The sequence below is a fragment of the Rhodococcus artemisiae genome (assembly GCF_036327795.1).
In the GTDB taxonomy this organism is placed as follows: domain Bacteria; phylum Actinomycetota; class Actinomycetes; order Mycobacteriales; family Mycobacteriaceae; genus Rhodococcus; species Rhodococcus artemisiae.
Genome location: NZ_JAUTXY010000002.1, coordinates 73,789 through 88,624 on the forward strand (window position 1 = coordinate 73,789; position 14,836 = coordinate 88,624).

Annotated in this window: 15 protein-coding genes; 4 read left to right on the top strand and 11 right to left on the bottom strand. The window is 64.6% G+C overall.

Translation table 11 applies throughout. The features are described from left to right. Positions 1-90: 90 nt before the first annotated feature. The 8 genes from Q7514_RS04595 to Q7514_RS04630 all read right to left on the bottom strand — a co-directional run bounded on the left by Q7514_RS04595 (position 91) and on the right by Q7514_RS04630 (position 7,771). Complete coding sequence (locus Q7514_RS04595) at positions 91-651, bottom strand: LpqN/LpqT family lipoprotein (protein WP_330132084.1); 561 nt, start codon at positions 649-651, stop codon at positions 91-93. Then, on the bottom strand, positions 648-1,574 hold the full coding sequence (locus Q7514_RS04600) for a hypothetical protein (RefSeq protein WP_330132085.1): 927 nt from the start codon (positions 1,572-1,574) through the stop codon (positions 648-650). Before Q7514_RS04600 ends, Q7514_RS04595 begins: the two co-directional genes overlap by 4 nt. Before the next feature lie 40 nt (positions 1,575-1,614). Continuing rightward, the gene (locus tag Q7514_RS04605; RefSeq protein ID WP_330132086.1) at positions 1,615-2,607 is read right to left on the bottom strand and encodes a WXG100 family type VII secretion target; all 993 of its coding nucleotides are present in this window, start codon (positions 2,605-2,607) and stop codon (positions 1,615-1,617) included. After that, positions 2,604-2,903, bottom strand: coding sequence for a hypothetical protein (locus Q7514_RS04610; RefSeq protein ID WP_330132087.1), 300 nt, complete (start codon positions 2,901-2,903; stop codon positions 2,604-2,606). Before Q7514_RS04610 ends, Q7514_RS04605 begins: the two co-directional genes overlap by 4 nt. Before the next feature lie 241 nt (positions 2,904-3,144). Continuing rightward, the gene (locus Q7514_RS04615; RefSeq protein WP_330132633.1) at positions 3,145-3,993 is read right to left on the bottom strand and encodes a 3-hydroxybutyryl-CoA dehydrogenase; all 849 of its coding nucleotides are present in this window, start codon (positions 3,991-3,993) and stop codon (positions 3,145-3,147) included. 63 nt (positions 3,994-4,056) lie between these two features. Further along, positions 4,057-5,214, bottom strand: coding sequence for an acyl-CoA dehydrogenase (locus Q7514_RS04620; protein WP_132475676.1), 1,158 nt, complete (start codon positions 5,212-5,214; stop codon positions 4,057-4,059). A gap of 160 nt (positions 5,215-5,374) precedes the next feature. Further along, positions 5,375-6,094, bottom strand: a complete 720-nt coding sequence (locus tag Q7514_RS04625; RefSeq protein ID WP_330132088.1) for a TetR family transcriptional regulator — start codon at positions 6,092-6,094, stop codon at positions 5,375-5,377. A 36-nt stretch (positions 6,095-6,130) separates the two neighbouring features. Beyond that, the gene (locus tag Q7514_RS04630; RefSeq protein WP_330132089.1) at positions 6,131-7,771 is read right to left on the bottom strand and encodes an acyl--CoA ligase family protein; all 1,641 of its coding nucleotides are present in this window, start codon (positions 7,769-7,771) and stop codon (positions 6,131-6,133) included. 116 nt (positions 7,772-7,887) lie between these two features. Here Q7514_RS04630 and Q7514_RS04635 point away from each other — a divergent pair, with 116 nt between their 5' ends. After that, entirely contained in the window at positions 7,888-8,766 is an 879-nt protein-coding gene (locus Q7514_RS04635; protein ID WP_330132090.1) for a helix-turn-helix transcriptional regulator, read from the top strand. A 15-nt stretch (positions 8,767-8,781) separates the two neighbouring features. On the opposite strand, the gene Q7514_RS04640 is transcribed toward Q7514_RS04635, so the two are convergent. After that, positions 8,782-9,465, bottom strand: coding sequence for a GntR family transcriptional regulator (locus Q7514_RS04640; RefSeq protein WP_330132091.1), 684 nt, complete (start codon positions 9,463-9,465; stop codon positions 8,782-8,784). A gap of 100 nt (positions 9,466-9,565) precedes the next feature. On the opposite strand from Q7514_RS04640, the gene Q7514_RS04645 reads away from it, so the two are divergent. Beyond that, positions 9,566-10,930 carry an FAD-binding oxidoreductase gene (locus Q7514_RS04645; protein ID WP_330132092.1) on the top strand — a complete coding sequence of 455 codons (1,365 nt, stop codon included), beginning with the start codon at positions 9,566-9,568 and terminating at the stop codon, positions 10,928-10,930. 9 nt (positions 10,931-10,939) lie between these two features. Here Q7514_RS04645 and Q7514_RS04650 read toward each other — a convergent pair whose 3' ends face one another. Both Q7514_RS04650 and lppU read right to left on the bottom strand, forming a co-directional pair. Further along, complete coding sequence (locus tag Q7514_RS04650) at positions 10,940-11,722, bottom strand: 3'-5' exonuclease (protein ID WP_330132093.1); 783 nt, start codon at positions 11,720-11,722, stop codon at positions 10,940-10,942. A gap of 159 nt (positions 11,723-11,881) precedes the next feature. Continuing rightward, entirely contained in the window at positions 11,882-12,502 is a 621-nt protein-coding gene (gene lppU, locus Q7514_RS04655; RefSeq protein WP_330132094.1) for an LppU family putative lipoprotein, read from the bottom strand. A 190-nt stretch (positions 12,503-12,692) separates the two neighbouring features. Here lppU and Q7514_RS04660 point away from each other — a divergent pair, with 190 nt between their 5' ends. Together Q7514_RS04660 and Q7514_RS04665 are read left to right on the top strand one after the other, a co-directional pair. Beyond that, positions 12,693-13,757, top strand: a complete 1,065-nt coding sequence (locus Q7514_RS04660; RefSeq protein ID WP_330132095.1) for an ATP-dependent DNA ligase — start codon at positions 12,693-12,695, stop codon at positions 13,755-13,757. A 2-nt stretch (positions 13,758-13,759) separates the two neighbouring features. After that, positions 13,760-14,833: a DNA polymerase domain-containing protein gene (locus tag Q7514_RS04665; RefSeq protein WP_330132096.1), complete on the top strand. Its 1,074-nt coding sequence runs from the start codon at positions 13,760-13,762 to the stop codon at positions 14,831-14,833. Positions 14,834-14,836 lie beyond the last annotated feature (3 nt).

Genomic DNA, 14,836 nt, shown 5'->3' on the forward strand with positions numbered 1-14,836 from the left:
CGAACTCGCCGCAAAACTGAAGGGGCGGAAGCGTCGAGGCCAGGCGGGGATGGGCATGGCCTCGGAATGAACAGTGTCGTGGCCGGGTGTCTATCGGTCCGCTCGGGCGGGGATGTCCAGCACAACTGTCAACCCGTTGTGAATAGTCGATGCAGCGGAGGCGAGTCCCGCATCGGGGTGAGCGCGAGTGGTTACCGTCAGCTGGGTCAGGTAGCGGTCGTATTCGGCGTCGACGACGAGAAATCGAGTTGTTGCGTCGAACCAGGCATCGCCGACGCGGTAGATGCCTCGCGTGACAACCGAACGATGGGAATCGAAGTCGCCGCTGTCGGACTGCTGTTCGGACCACTCGGGAAGTGAACGGCATTCGGATGCGGCGGCACGGAGAAGTTCGTCGGTGGGGCGCCAACGTGAGAGGCGGCCATGGAGCAGCACCGCGTTGGGTGTCCATCCGTCTTCTGTGTGTTCGGGCGCGACGAGGACCGCGTATGCGTGGGGGAATACTTCGTTGGGTACGGGGGTCCACCCGGCCGGAGTTGGGATCGTGACGTGTGGGTATCCCGGTTCCTCGGGAGGGCAGGCGATGAGCTCGACTTCGTGACTTTCGAGGTACGTTCGGAGGGCTTCCGGAGTCGGGTTCGGAGGTCTCATTTCTTTGCCTTCCGGGTGCGTGCTGATCGGAAGCGTTCGCGTATTGGAGGGGGTCTCAGTAGTTCGGCTGCGTTCGGCTCGCTGACGAGTTTTCGGTCGTCCGGGTTTTCGTGAAGGCGTTTCAGCAGCGCGAGAAGTGTATTGGGTTCGGTCACGAGTACATGAGCCAACAGGGTGATCTTGTGCTCTGTGTCGTGTGGTGTTTGCTGGCGGGCCTGGAGAGGAGATGCGGTGTGCAGTTCGATCACAGGCTGATGCGCGAGGCTTCCGGCATCGATCCGTTCGATCTCATGCCATGCGAGAAATATTCGGTATCTTCTTGTAAAGAATGGGAATTGACGAAGAGAATAGCGCTCGACACCATCGTGGTAGATCGTCACGACAGTGTCGATCCTGATGATCAGAAGCAAGAGCGCGCCAATCACGGAGCCGATCGAGCACACCGTCATGAATGCGGCCCCGCTCTCGGTGCTACGTCCGGATGGCAATAGCGATTCCTCCGCGCCGAGAAACCAGCTGAGAGAAGCGACGCCCGAATATACAGCGCATCCGATCAGTAAGGAGACGGCGAGTGGGATCAACACCCGAGTCGTCGGGACTCTAACCCCGTAACCGTGCTCGGGTGCGTGTTGTCGGCGCAGTCGCCGAGGACGGCCAATTTTTCGAAATCCCGCTTCTTGGACTCCATACAATGATCCGCATACCAGCATGGCTCCTCCGGCCGTGAAAGCCACAGTCGTAGGCGTATCGCTGCGGCCGGAACCCTCGACCGTAAATGTGATGACAACGAAAGCGAAAAGCAGCATCGCTGCTGAGAAAACCAACACTAGTGGACGGAATGGTTGAATCCATGCCTGACGAACACCATCGACACCGATTTTCCCCGGTTTCGCTGCTTCAGACCTGGACTTCTGTGCGTGCATGCTGCGACACCTTTCCCTGATCGAAGGTTGTAGCCACGGATCAATTCCATATTGACTGAAGCGATTTGGAAGTCAGGTAGGTGAATGCGCCTCCAGCCAACGCGCCTGCAACTATCCCTACTGCGGTGCCGGCGCCCGGCGCGATAAGGGTGCCGAGCGCCGCGCCTGCTTTTGCTCCACCCATTGCTGTGACGAATCCGACGGCGGATCCTGCACCTTCTGTGACTATTGCCTGTGCGGGATCCATCCCACCCTCGATGTCGTTGACGATTGCTGGGACAGTACCCAGAGCTGCGGCCGCCGGGCCGAGCGATCTGGCTATGCCACGTGCGACGTCGTCACCTGTGGATAGAGCTGCAGCCTTCAGTCCCTCCTTGGTCGAGTCGGCCATGAACCCGATAGTGGAGGACGCGGTGGTGGCAGACCAGTCAGGAACCCAGGAGAACTCACCGTGGTCGGACTTGACGAGCTTTCCGGGTGTCGCAGCTGAGGCTGCGTCCTCCAACCTTGCGATTGCGTTGTTGATGCGACCCGTTACGTCGTTGGCGGCTGTCGTGGCTTGCTGGAGTGCGTCGACCAACGCGACACTGAGCTCGGCGGCCTGGCGTTCGAGCTGGAGGCACGCGGTGTCGTAGGTCGCGCCCGGTGGCAGCAGAGCGCGAAGAAGTGAGATCTGGTTTGCTGCGTCGACGATGCCGTTGTCGTGCACGGTGAACGATTGATGTTCGGCAGCCCGCACTAGTCCGACTACGTGCATCCGGGCGCCTTCGACGATCGGTGCCCCGGTGCGATAGGCACCGGCGACCTGCAGGAGGGCCCCGGCGATAGCGCTGCCGAGTGAACGTTCCCGGACCACACGGAGGGCTGCGGCATTCGCGGCGTCGCCTTTCCACTGTTCGGCGAGGACATCCTGATCGTTGAGGAGGCCCTTCATGCGGTCGTCGAGTGAGTCGACGATCGTGTCGAGCCCGTCGGCGGTTGTGCGGAGGGCGTCAGGGTTCCAGGCTTCGACGGCAGAGACGCCGGGACTCACCGGGGGAGGTCCATCGCCGCGAGTGCTGCGACGAAGTCGGCCTCGGCGATCTCGTAGTCGTCTGCCGCGCCGTTCGAGATGTCGGTGACTTCGAGGAGGCGTTGGCGGATGTTGGCCAGTGCTTGTGCGGTCGCAAGGTGCCCGCGCGCACCGGTGTCGCTGAATCCGGTCCCGGGAAGTGCTGATTGCGAGTGTGCGTACGGGGCACCGATATCCGATTCCCCGATGGCGTCGGCTGCGCCTCCGACGGATGCGGCGAACGCACGAAGCGCCTGCGGATCTACTTTCAACGTCACGACTGTCCCCCCGACAGAATCCCCCGATATGTCGGGCGTGACGATAGCAGAGCGGATGGAGAGGATTTCAGGTCCCGGTCGTGGATTGCCACAACAGCTTCGGACAGGTGCAACCTTTCGGCGTTCGGGTTGTATCTGTCCGTGCAGGTGGGATCGATCGTGAGATATGAAGGAGTGGAACAAATGCGAGTCCTGCCGGTCCGGAGTGGACCGACAGGACTCGACAGATACTGCTGGGGGACTACTTGTAGCTGTAGAAACCCTCACCGGTCTTGCGGCCCAAACGGCCCGCCTCGACCATGCGACGCAGTAGTGCCGGCGGCGCGTAGTTCGGCTGGGCGAACTCGTCGTACAGCGACTGTGCGGCGTTGAGCGCGATGTCGAGTCCGACGGTGTCGAGCAGCGTCAGCGGACCCATGGGGTAACCGCAGCCGCCCTTCATCGCGGCGTCGATGTCTTCCTTTGTTGCGTAACCCGACTCGAGCATCCGCACCGCGTCGCACAGGTACGGGATGAGCAGTGCGTTGACGATGAAGCCGGCGCGGTCGCCTGCGCGCACGGCGGTCTTGCCGAGGGTGTTCTTGGCGTACTCGAACACCGTGTCGGCGGCGGCCTCGTCGGTGGTGAGTGCCGAGATGATCTCGACGAGCGGCATCACCGGCACCGGGTTGAAGAAGTGGACGCCGACGACCTTGCCGGGACGCTGCGTCGCCTGCGCCATCTTGATCACGGGTATCGACGACGTGTTGGTTGCGAGGATTCCCTCGGGCTTGACGATCTTGTCGAGTTCCGCGAAGATCTCGACCTTCAGGGACTCGATCTCGGGTGCGGCCTCGATGACGAGGTCGCGGTCGGCGAACTCACCCATATCGAGCGTGACCTTGATGCGAGCGAGGATCGCGTCGGCGTCCTCCTGGGTGATCTTGCCGGACTTGACGCCGCGTCCGATCGACTTCGCGAGACGGTCACGCGCGGCTTCGGCGAACTGCTCGGTCGTCTCCTTGACGAGCACGTCGCTACCGGCCTTCGCGCACACCTCTGCGATACCGGCACCCATGGTGCCGCCGCCGATGACGCCTACTTTTTCCACAGCCACTACGAAGACTCCTGATCAGTGTGATGTTCGAGCTGGTCCAAACCTAACCGACCTGTGTCAGCGAAGCAGAGCGCGCGACATGACGACGCGCTGGATCTGGTTGGTGCCCTCGTAGATCTGCGTGATCTTGGCATCGCGCATCATGCGCTCGACCGGGAAGTCCGTGGTGTAGCCGGCGCCGCCGAACAGCTGAACGGCGTCGGTGGTGACCTCCATGGCGACATCGGACGCGAAGCACTTGGCGGCGGCCGAGATGAAGCCGAGGTTGCCTTCGCCTCGCTCGGCGCGAGCGGCAGAGGTGTAGACCATCAGGCGGGCCGCCTCGACCTTCATGGCCATGTCGGCGAGCATGAACTGCACACCCTGGTTGTCGGAGATCGGGCGGCCGAACTGCTTGCGATCCTTGACATAGGCGATCGCGGCGTCGAGCGCACCCTGGGCGAGGCCGACGGCCTGCGCACCGATGGTGGGGCGGGTGTGGTCGAGGGTTGCGAGAGCCGTCTTGAATCCGGTGCCCGGCTCGCCGACGATGCGGTCGCCGGGGATACGGCAGTTCTCGAAGTACAGTTCGGCGGTGGGGGAGCCCTTGATGCCGAGCTTCTTCTCCTTCGGTCCGACGACGAAGCCTTCGTCGTCCTTGTGGACCATGAACGACGAGATGCCGTTGGCGCCCTTGTCGGGGTCGGTCACGGCCATGACCGTGTACCACGTGGACTTGCCGCCGTTGGTGATCCAGCACTTGGAACCGTTGAGGATCCAGTCGTCGCCGTCCGCCTTCGCGCGGGTGCGCATCGACGCGGCGTCGGAGCCGGCCTCACGCTCGGACAGCGCGTACGACGCCATCGCTCCGTTGACGATGTCCGGCAGGACCTTGGCCTTGAGTTCGTCGGAGCCGCGCAGGATCAGTCCCATGGTGCCGAGCTTGTTGACGGCCGGGATCAGCGACGAGGACCCACACACGCGGGCGACTTCCTCGATCACGATGCACGCGGCGATGGAGTCGGCGCCTTGACCCTCGAATTGCTCGGGGACGTGGATGGCGTTGAAGCCGGACTTGTTGAGTGCGTCGAGCGCCTCCTGCGGGAAGCGGGAGTTCTCGTCGACATCCTTCGCGTGAGGCGCGATCTCCTTCTCGGAGAGTGCGCGGATCGCCTCGCGCAGCGCGTCGTGTTCTTCGCTGAGCTTGAACAGATCGAAATCGGCGTTGAGGGCCATGGGGTCGGAACTCCTATCGGCACGCGGTGCCATTCCAGAGGGTGGATCTGCGCCCACAATATCTGAGCTGATGGGCGCAACGTCGCGGAATCCTCCAATTCTAACCACGGCACTGAGTGCCAGGTCAATGGTAAAGGTGGCCCAGCGCAGCGAGAAGTCGCTATGCGCCGAGCGTGCGCCGCACTTCTTCGGCGACCTCGGCCGGCGACGTTCCCGCGGGATATGTCACCACCGTCACGGCACGTGGTGCCTCGGTGGTGGAGGGCGAGTCTGCACCCGGAACAACGCCGAACGTGCGCCTGATGTCGTACAACTCCCGATCGAGGACCTCCGCGGTCGCGGTGTCGTCGCCGCGGATCATCGCCCTCAACAGGAAGTTGTGCGCCGAGGTCACCGCTGCGGCGAAGCTCACGATCCGGATGGGCTTCTCGCCCGGCACCGCCTGGCGCAGGAACTCTGTGAACAACCGCTCGTAGCGGTAGGTCGTCACGAGTTCGCGATCGCGCAGTGCGGGCACCCGCTGCACGACCCGGTACCGCCACACCGACAGGTCGCGCCGGTCGCGGAAGTAACCGAACACGAGTTGCGCGGCGTCGCAGGCGGCAGCCCACGGGTCGTCGAAGTCGCGCGACAGGTATTCCGACACCTGTTCGAGCAGCGACTCGTGGTCGGCGAAGATCACGTCCTCTTTGGAGCGGAACTGCCGGAAGAACGTGCGACGCGAGACTCCCGCCGCCGCAGCGATCTGCTCGACGGTCGTCGATTCGTAGCCGTGCTGCGAGAACAGCCTGATTGCCTGGCTGACAACGTGCACCCGGAACTGGGCGGGATCAGGCCCCGCCGCCTCGGTGCGACGAGTGGGAACCGATCCATGCGTCATAGCTACCGAGTATCCAAGGTCCGCACCCTCGCCACGTCAAGACCTCGGAGTTTCCGCCGCACGCAGTTCGAACTTGAGAATCTTGCCGGTCGAGGTGCGCGGCAGTTCGAGCGGGAAGACGATGTCGCGGGGGACCTTGTAGCCCGCCAGCAGGCTGCGGGTGTGGGCGATGAGGTCGTCCGCGGCGACCGACTGTTCCTTCTTCAGGATCACGAACGCCTTCGGCCGTTCGCCCCACTTCTCGTCGGGAACACCGACCACGGCGACGTCGATCACCGCGGGATGAGCCATGATCGCCTGTTCCACCTCGACCGTCGAGATGTTCTCGCCGCCGGAGATGATGATGTCCTTGGCGCGGTCCTTGAGCTGGATGTATCCGTCGGGATGCATGACACCGAGGTCGCCGGTGTGGAACCAGCCGCCCCTGAACGCCTCGGCGGTGGCATCGGGATCCTTGTAGTAACCGAGCATCACGTTGTTGCCGCGCAGCACGATCTCACCCATGGTCTCGGCGTCGGCGGGCACGTCGTTCATGTTGTCGTCGACGATCCGCGCTGTTTCGGCCTGCAGCATGCCGACGCCCTGTCGCGACAACAGCGCGGCGCGTTCGTCGCCGGTCTTGTCGTCCCACGAGTCCTGGTACTCGCAGATCGTGTACGGGCCGTACACCTCGGTCAGGCCGTAGACGTGCACGACGGTGATGCCCATCGATTCGAGCTGTGCGATCACCGTCGGCGACGGCGGCGCACCCGCGGTGGTGATGTGCAACGGCCGGTCGAGAGGGTGCGCCTGCTCGGCGTTCGCGATGGTCGAGCACACTGCGGGAGCACCGCACAGGTTGGTCACGCCCAAGTTGTCGATCGCATCCCAGATCGCGTCGGCGCGCACCGCTCGCAGGCAGATGTGCGTGCCGCCCGCCGCGGTGACCGCCCACGGCGTGCACCAGCCGTTGCAATGGAACATCGGCAGCGTCCACAGGTATTTGCTCTGTCCGGTGAACCCGTTGTGGAAGGTCTCGCCGAGCGAGTTGAGGTAGGCACCGCGGTGCGAATACATCACGCCCTTCGGTTTCCCGGTCGTGCCCGATGTGTAGTTGAGCGTGATGACGCCGAGTTCGTCGTCGACGCTCCAGGGCAGCGGGCTGTCGTCGAGCGAATCGGCGAGCGCGAGGAACTCGTCGTAGCGCGCGGTGATCACACCGGCAGGAACCTCGGGCGCCGGCACCGTCGAATCCGGGATCTCGACGATGTCGGTGAGTGTCGGGACATCGACGCCGGTGAGCGAGCCGACGAACTCGGAATCGACGAAGAGCAGCGACGCCTCCGCGTGACCCAGGATGTAGTCGAGTTCCGGACCGGCGAGCCGGGAATTCAACGCGATGAGCACACCGCCGGCAAGCGGCACCGCGAAATGCGCGATGAGAGTCTCGGGCACATTCGGCGCCAGGTAGGCCACCCGGTCGCCGGGCTTGATCCGGCTCTTCAGGACCCTGGCGAGTCGTTGGGTCTCGTCGGCGAACTCCGCGTATGTGTACCGACGGTCGCCGTAGATGATGGCGGTGCGATCGGGAAACACCGACGCCGAACGCTCGAGGAAACGCAGCGGGCTGAGCTGGCTGTGGTTGGCGGGCGCGGCAGAGCTGTCGAGTGCGGTGGACACGGAAACCTCCGGGATCATCGGGAAAGTCGGCGTCGCGTGTGACCGTCACAACACCGGATCCCGTCGAGGCTACGAATCATGGAATCGGCGCCGCTACCCTAGAAAGAGGGTGTTCGGAGGAGGAAAGCCGACCAGTGAGTGCAGCGAATCGGGCCGATCTGCTTCGGCCGAGTGACGTCGACACGCTTCGCGCCGAATTGCGGTCGCTGAAGCAGGCGACGGAACTTCCCATACTGTTCGGAGGTACCGTCCACGGCGCCGACCTGGTGTTGTCCGGGTATGTCGGAACTCGTGGACGCTTCCTCCGTAACCTCGTGATCAGTTCCGAACGGGGACTCGGTGGGCGGGCGATCGCAGAGCAGCGTCCGGGCTCGGTCGCCGACTACTTCACCTCCCCGCGCATCACCCACGACTACGACAAGCCCGTCGCGGGTGAAGGGATCGAGTCGCTACTGGCGGTACCTGTCGTAGTGCGCGGGAAGACCCGCGCCGCGATGTACGGCGGTCTCCGGACACCCCGATCCATCGGAGACGCCGTCACCGACCAGATCGTGCAGTCGGCCCGCGCGCTGGCGCGGGAGATCGAGATCCGAGACGAAGTCGATCGTCGGGTGGCGCTGCTCGGCAACGTCGGAGAAGGCGTCGAGCCGGAACGCGGTGACCGGCTACCACGCACGGTGTCCGACACGATCACCGCAAGCTATCTGGAGCTGCGTGAGATTGCGGCCGCGGCCGACGACCCCGACTTGGAATCGCGGCTGAAGGAGATCGAAGACAACTTGCGAGCTCTCGGCGGGGCGGGGATGCCGACACCGACCGTCCACCTGACCTCGCGTGAACGGGACGTGCTCGGGTACGTGGCCTTGGGCTGCCGCAACGCCGAGATCGCCGAGCGGCTGTCCTTGAGTCCGGAGACTGTGAAGAGCTACGTGCGCAATATTCTGGCCAAACTCGAGGTGCACGGTCGTCACGAAGCGGTCGTGGAGGCGCGTCGCCAAGGGCTGTTGCTCTGAGGAGCAGGCATTCCGTCAGGCCGGTGCGGGGAGGTCGGCCTCCGGGCCGGGGACGCCGCCGAGCGCTGCGGCGAGGCGTTCGCGTGCGCGCCCGAGGTGGTCGGTGAGGATCGAGACCGCCAGCTCGCCGTTTCCGGAGGCCACCGCCTCGAGTATCCGACGGTGTTCGGCAGCGATACTCGCGGTGGTCAGCAGGTGCTGGCCCTGGACCTGGACCATGCACAATCGCACCTCGGAGACGAGAGAACCGAACATTCTGCTCGTCCGAGGGCTTCCCATGGCGTCCACCAGTGAGGTGTGGAACCGCATGTCGGGTTCGACGATCGACAGCGGTGTGCTGTCGGTCATCGCGGAGATCTCGCCGTTTGCGGCGACGGCAGAGTCGGGAACGAATGAGCCCTGCGCCAGGTAGCGCAGTGCCGTGGATTCCAGGTGCGCACGAGTGTTGTAGATGTCGCGGACGTCGTCGGGGCCCAGTTTCGGTACGCGGGCGGTCTTGTGGGCGCTGCGCTGGAGTAGCCCTTCGCCGACGAGCTTCTCGATGGCCGCTTTCGCCGTCGGCCGCGCCACTTCGTAGACCCGTGCGACTTCGGCTTCGGTCAGTGTGTCGTCCCGCGCGAGCTCGCCGGAGAACAGCCGCCCCCGCAGTTCGTCGGTCAGGGCATCGACGATCGACAGAGTTCTGACCCGTCCCGCCATCTCCGGCCCCTCCGCTCCACTGTCGAATCGGTGCGCGATTCTTCCACGCCGCGGCAATCGCATTCTTGACTGTCCAGTGTACTTGTCTGACAATATTCGAATGGCTGGTTCCGTGCACATCGAAGACCTGTTCAGCTCACTAGGCGACGCGCTCGTCACCGACCCTGATCGGATGCTCGCGTACCGCCGCGACCAGTCGCTGCTGACCGAGGCGGGAATGCCGCTGGCGCTCGTCCGGGCACGCGACACCGACGACGTGGTCGAAACGATGAAGTGGGCCCACCGACACGGTGTGCCCGTGGTGACGCGCGGAGCAGGAACCGGCCTGGCCGGCGCCGCGAACGCGCTCGACGGATGCATCGTGCTCAGCGTCGAGAAGCTGAACAAGATCCTCCACATCGACACCGCCGCGCGAACCGCGACGGTGCAGCCGGGCGTGATCAACGGCGACCTGGCGGCCGCGGTCGCCGAACACGGACTCTGGTACGTACCCGACCCCGGAAGCCGCGCCATCTCGACCATCGGCGGCAACCTCGCAACCAACGCGGGCGGCACCTGCTGCGCGAAGTACGGCGTCACCGCCGACCACGTGGCCAGGATCAAAGCGGTACTCGCCGACGGGCGCATCATCCACACCGGTGCAGTGACCAGGAAGAATGTCGCCGGGCTCAACCTGACCCAGTTGCTCGTCGGATCGGAGGGGACACTCGCCGTCATCGTCGAGGCCACCATGCGGCTCAGAGCAGCACCGACCGCGGCGTCGACGGTCGTCGCGGCATTCCCGTCGACGGCGCAGGCGATCGACGCGGTGCTGGCCATCCGCGACCGCGCCGAACCCTGTCTGCTCGAACTGATGGACCGCACCACCATCGCTGCCGTCAACGAGATGACGCACATGGGTCTCGACGAATCCGCAGGAGCCCTCCTGCTCATCCAGTGCGACGGCAGAGATGCCGGTGCGGAGGCACAGACATGTGCCGCTGTGTGCGCGGAGGTCGGGGCAACCGAGGTGTACGACACCGACGACCCGGTCGAGGGTGAAGAGTTCATGCAGGCACGCCGGGTCGCCTTGACCGCGCTCGAACGACAGGGCAGCACCTTGCTCGACGATCTCGCGGTTCCGATCCCGCGACTGCCCGAGATGCTGTCGGCGATCGAGCAGATCGCTCAGAAGCACTGCCTCGTGATCGGCACCTTCGGTCATGCCGCCGACGGCAACCTGCATCCCACCATCGTGTTCGACGCAGCCGACGACGACCACACTCGACGCGCAAGATTGGCGTTCGACGAGATGGTGGCGGAATGTCTGGCACTGGGTGGATCGATCAGCGGCGAGCACGGCATCGGAGTCCTCAAGGAGCCGTACCTCGAGCGGATGGTGGGTTCGGTGGAGCGTGAATTGATGAGCAAGGTGAAGGTCGCCTTCGACCCCACCTCGATCCTCAACCCGGGGCGCGGGATCTAGCTCGGCGCCCTACCTGCGACGAATCCGCTGGAAGAATTCTCGGGCCCGCCGCCGAAGGCGTGTTGTCCACGGCTCGGCGACGGCGTTCGCGGGGCGTTCGAGCACATCGACGTTCGACGCGCCGCGTAACGGCCAACCGCCGTCGACGTCGGTGGTGTCGCGGCCGAGACCTTCCAGGTACTCGGCGAAATTCCGCTGTCGTTCGGCGTGCCACGCGGCCTGATCGGCCATGATGTCGAGCTCGGCGAGCTGCGGGAAACGGGCGACGAGCGCGCGGACGAGGTGCCCCGCGGCGAGTGCGTCCGCTTCGGCTTCGTGCGCGCACGACAACGTCACCCCGTACGCGTCGCACACCGCCGCGAGAGTCCGCTTGCCCGACCGCTTGCGGTCCATCTCACGATCGATGACATACGGATCGGCGACCAGCCCGAACACGAGCGAGGGAAGTCCGAGCCGTTTCCCCTCGGCATCCATCACCGTCAAGTCGTAGCTCGCGTTGAATGCGACGACGATGTGCCCGCGAGCCCACGCGTCGAGCAGTGCTTCGCGGATCTCGAGATAACCCGCCCGGTAGTCCATGCCTCGGGTGCGGGCGAGTTCGTCGGTGATGCCGTGGATGGCGATGGTCTCGGAGGGAATCGGGATGCCCGGATCGAGCAGCCACGTGCGTGAGTGGATGTGCTCGCCGTCGAACGTCGCGACACACGCGCTGACGATGCGGGCCGTCCTCGGGTCACGATCGGTCGTTTCGAGGTCGAACGCGCAGAGGGGGCGGTCGGGCCAGGGCGTCATGCGCGGTCCTCTATCCGTTCGATCGACGTGGTCGGTGGTTCATCCGGCATTGTGTCTGCCGGCACCGACACGTCGTGCCGCGGTCGGAACGAGACTCCCCGCGAGGGACTCGGAACGAGACTCTCGCGAACGACTCGGAACGAGACTCTCGCGAACGACTCAGAACGAGTCCGAGCACACGACCATTTCGCGTTCCTCGTAGACGAACCCGCTGTCGGAGATCGAGCATTCGTTGACGTCGGTGGTGCCTTCGAGGATCTCTGTGACCTTCTCCCCCTCGATGGCGGTGTCCGAACAATCGATCCGCTTCGGGTCTTCGCCCCCGAGATCCATGCAGTCGTCGACCTGCCAATCGATATCGAGGCACAACGCGCCGAGTTCGTTGCCTCGAATGGACTCGTAGTAGGACTGGTCCGAGTTGCACTCGTCGCTCGTCGTCACGATGTCGACGACCAGATAGTTGGAGTCGAAGCTGCCACAGGTTGCTTCATCGATCGTGGCGTCGTCGACGGTGCCGCCGAGCAGGACGCAATCGCCGACCTCGGCGTCGACCTCCAGATCGAGATCGGACGCAGACGGGCTGCCCGAGGTCGTGGAAGGCGCGCTGGTGGTGGTTGTGCGCGAGGTAGTGGGTGACGTCGACGATTCCGTTGTCGAGGTCGCCGACGAGCCGGCCTCGGGCACGGCCCGGAGCTCGACATCATCGGAACACCCCGCGATCAACGACACTGCGGCAACGGCTGCGGCTGCGAGGCCGGCCGCACGGCGAAGAGTGATCATGGCTGCACAGAGTACGGAAGGGGAGCATTCCATTCGCGTCGTGGTTGGTGATCACCGTCTCCGACCTCCGGAAACGACATCGATGTGATCGACCTCATAGGTCTTCCCTACTGCTGTGAGGTGGGCGAACGGAAAGGCCGATCGCTCGCAACCGGCACGCGTAGAGAATCCGGGTGCAACGATGAGGGTCATGGATCTGCCTGTCGTTCCACCCCTAGCGCCCATGCTGGCGAAGGCCTCATCGACGGTGCCGGAGCAACCGGATTCCGGTGCAGCGCAGTGGTCTTACGAGCCGAAGTGGGACGGTTTCCGCGCCATAGTGTTTCGTGATGCCGACGAGGTCGTGTTCGCGTCGCGTGGTGGTAAGGACCTCGCGAGGTATTTCCCGGAGCTCGTCGAGCGCGTGCGGGCCGAACTTCCCGAGCGCTGTGTGGTGGACGGCGAGATCGTCGTGCCACGTGAACGCGACGGTCGTATACGTCTGGACTGGCAGGCGTTGTCGGAGCGGATCCATCCGGCGGCGAGCCGTGTCGCGATGCTCGCGGAAGGGACTCCCTCGCAATTCATCGGGTTCGACATGCTTGCTCTGGGCGACGACAACCTCATGGAGGAGCCGTTCGCCGATCGTCGCTCGAGGTTGCAGCAGTCCGTCGGTGGCGGCCCGAGCTGTCATGTGACTGCCGCGACCACCGATGTGGCGACCGCGATGCGGTGGTTCGAGGAGTTCGAAGGGGCTGGTCTCGACGGCGTGGTCGCGAAGAAGCTCGACGGGATCTACCGCCCCGACAAGCGCGACATGATCAAGCTCAAACATGCCCGCACCGCCGATTGCGTGCTCATCGGATACCGCAAGCACAAGAGCATCGACGGGGTCGGCTCGCTGTTGCTGGGGCTGTACAAGGGCGACGAACTCGCGATGGTCGGTGGCGCGTCCGCATTTACCACGGTCCGGCGTCAGGAATTGCTCGCGGAGCTGCAACCGCTGCGTGTGGGCGACGACGTGGTCGCCGACGGTGAACAGACGAGATGGCGTTCAGCGGCCGATCGCAGCTGGGTCCCGTTGCGTCCGGAAAGGGTGCTCGAAGTCGCATACGACCAGATGGAGGGGACTCCGGAGACGGCTATGCGGTTCCGGCATGCGGCCAGATTCCTCCGCTGGCGACCCGACCGCGACCCACAGAGCTGCACGTACGACCAACTCGAGGTGCCTGTGCGCTACGACCTTGCCGATGTACTGGACCGGACGGAGGACTGACGGTGGCGACAGCGAAACGATCACCCGCGGAAGAACTCGACGTCGACGGTGTGCCCGTGCGGCTGTCGAACCCCGACAAGATCTACTTCCCCAGGCTCGGTGCGGAGGGCGGCACCAAACGTCACCTCGTCGAGTACTACCGTGCGATCACGACGTCCGCGGATGCACCGCTCCTCGATGCGCTCCGGGATCGCCCCACCCATCTCCAGCGTTTTCCCGATGGTGTCGAGGGTGAGGAGATCTATCAGAAACGCGCACCCGCGAAACGGCCCGACCATGTCGCGACGTGCGAGATCACCTTTCCGTCCGGACGCAAGGCCGATGCGCTGCGCGTGCGTTCGGCAGCGGATGTGGTGTGGGCGGCCAACCTCGGGTGTGTGACGTTCCACCCGTGGGCAGTGCGCTGCGGCGACACGGACAGGCCCGACGAACTCCGGATCGACCTCGACCCGCAGCCGGGGACGGATTTCGGTGACGCCAGAGCGGTCGCGCTCGATGTGGTGCGGCCGCTCCTCGACGAACTGGGGTTGAAGGGTTTCCCGAAGACGTCCGGTGGCCGCGGAATCCACATCTATCTGCGGATCGTTCCGGAATGGGATTTCGTCGGGGTGCGCCGCGCCGGGATCGCGCTGATGCGGGAGGTGGAGCGGCGCAGCGGTGACCGCGCGACGACCGCCTGGTGGAAGGAAGAGCGTGGTGAGCGGATCTTCCTCGATTTCAATCAGAATGCGCGTGACAAGACCATCGCGTCGGCGTATTCGGTGCGGCGAACACCGATCGCGACGGTGTCGACACCGCTGACCTGGGACGAACTCGCCGACGCAGAGCCGGACGATTTCACGATCGCGACGGTACCCGCGTTACTGACTCGGCGACCCGATCCGATGTCAGGGCTCGACGATGCCGCGCATTCGATCGATGTTCTCCTCGGGATGGCAGACCGCGACGAGGCTGCCGGGCTCGGTGATCTGCCCTACCCGCCGAACCACCCGAAGATGCCGGGCGAACCGAAGCGAGTGCAACCCAGTCGTGACCGGGAGTTGAAGAGTGGGCAAAACGGCGGGAACAACACCTGACCG

Bases quoted from the DNA above. Each gene is read 5' to 3' on its own strand.
- Q7514_RS04660 (WP_330132095.1), top strand. From the start codon at position 12,693: ATGGATCTGCCTGTCGTTCCACCCCTAGCGCCCATGCTGGCGAAGGCC.
- Q7514_RS04625 (WP_330132088.1), bottom strand. From the start codon at position 6,094: ATGACGCATGGATCGGTTCCCACTCGTCGCACCGAGGCGGCGGGGCCT.
- Q7514_RS04595 (WP_330132084.1), bottom strand. From the start codon at position 651: ATGAGACCTCCGAACCCGACTCCGGAAGCCCTCCGAACGTACCTCGAA.
- Q7514_RS04645 (WP_330132092.1), top strand. From the start codon at position 9,566: ATGGCTGGTTCCGTGCACATCGAAGACCTGTTCAGCTCACTAGGCGAC.
- Q7514_RS04600 (WP_330132085.1), bottom strand. From the start codon at position 1,574: ATGCACGCACAGAAGTCCAGGTCTGAAGCAGCGAAACCGGGGAAAATC.
- Q7514_RS04630 (WP_330132089.1), bottom strand. From the start codon at position 7,771: ATGATCCCGGAGGTTTCCGTGTCCACCGCACTCGACAGCTCTGCCGCG.
- Q7514_RS04640 (WP_330132091.1), bottom strand. From the start codon at position 9,465: ATGGCGGGACGGGTCAGAACTCTGTCGATCGTCGATGCCCTGACCGAC.
- Q7514_RS04650 (WP_330132093.1), bottom strand. From the start codon at position 11,722: ATGACGCCCTGGCCCGACCGCCCCCTCTGCGCGTTCGACCTCGAAACG.
- Q7514_RS04620 (WP_132475676.1), bottom strand. From the start codon at position 5,214: ATGGCCCTCAACGCCGATTTCGATCTGTTCAAGCTCAGCGAAGAACAC.
- lppU (WP_330132094.1), bottom strand. From the start codon at position 12,502: ATGATCACTCTTCGCCGTGCGGCCGGCCTCGCAGCCGCAGCCGTTGCC.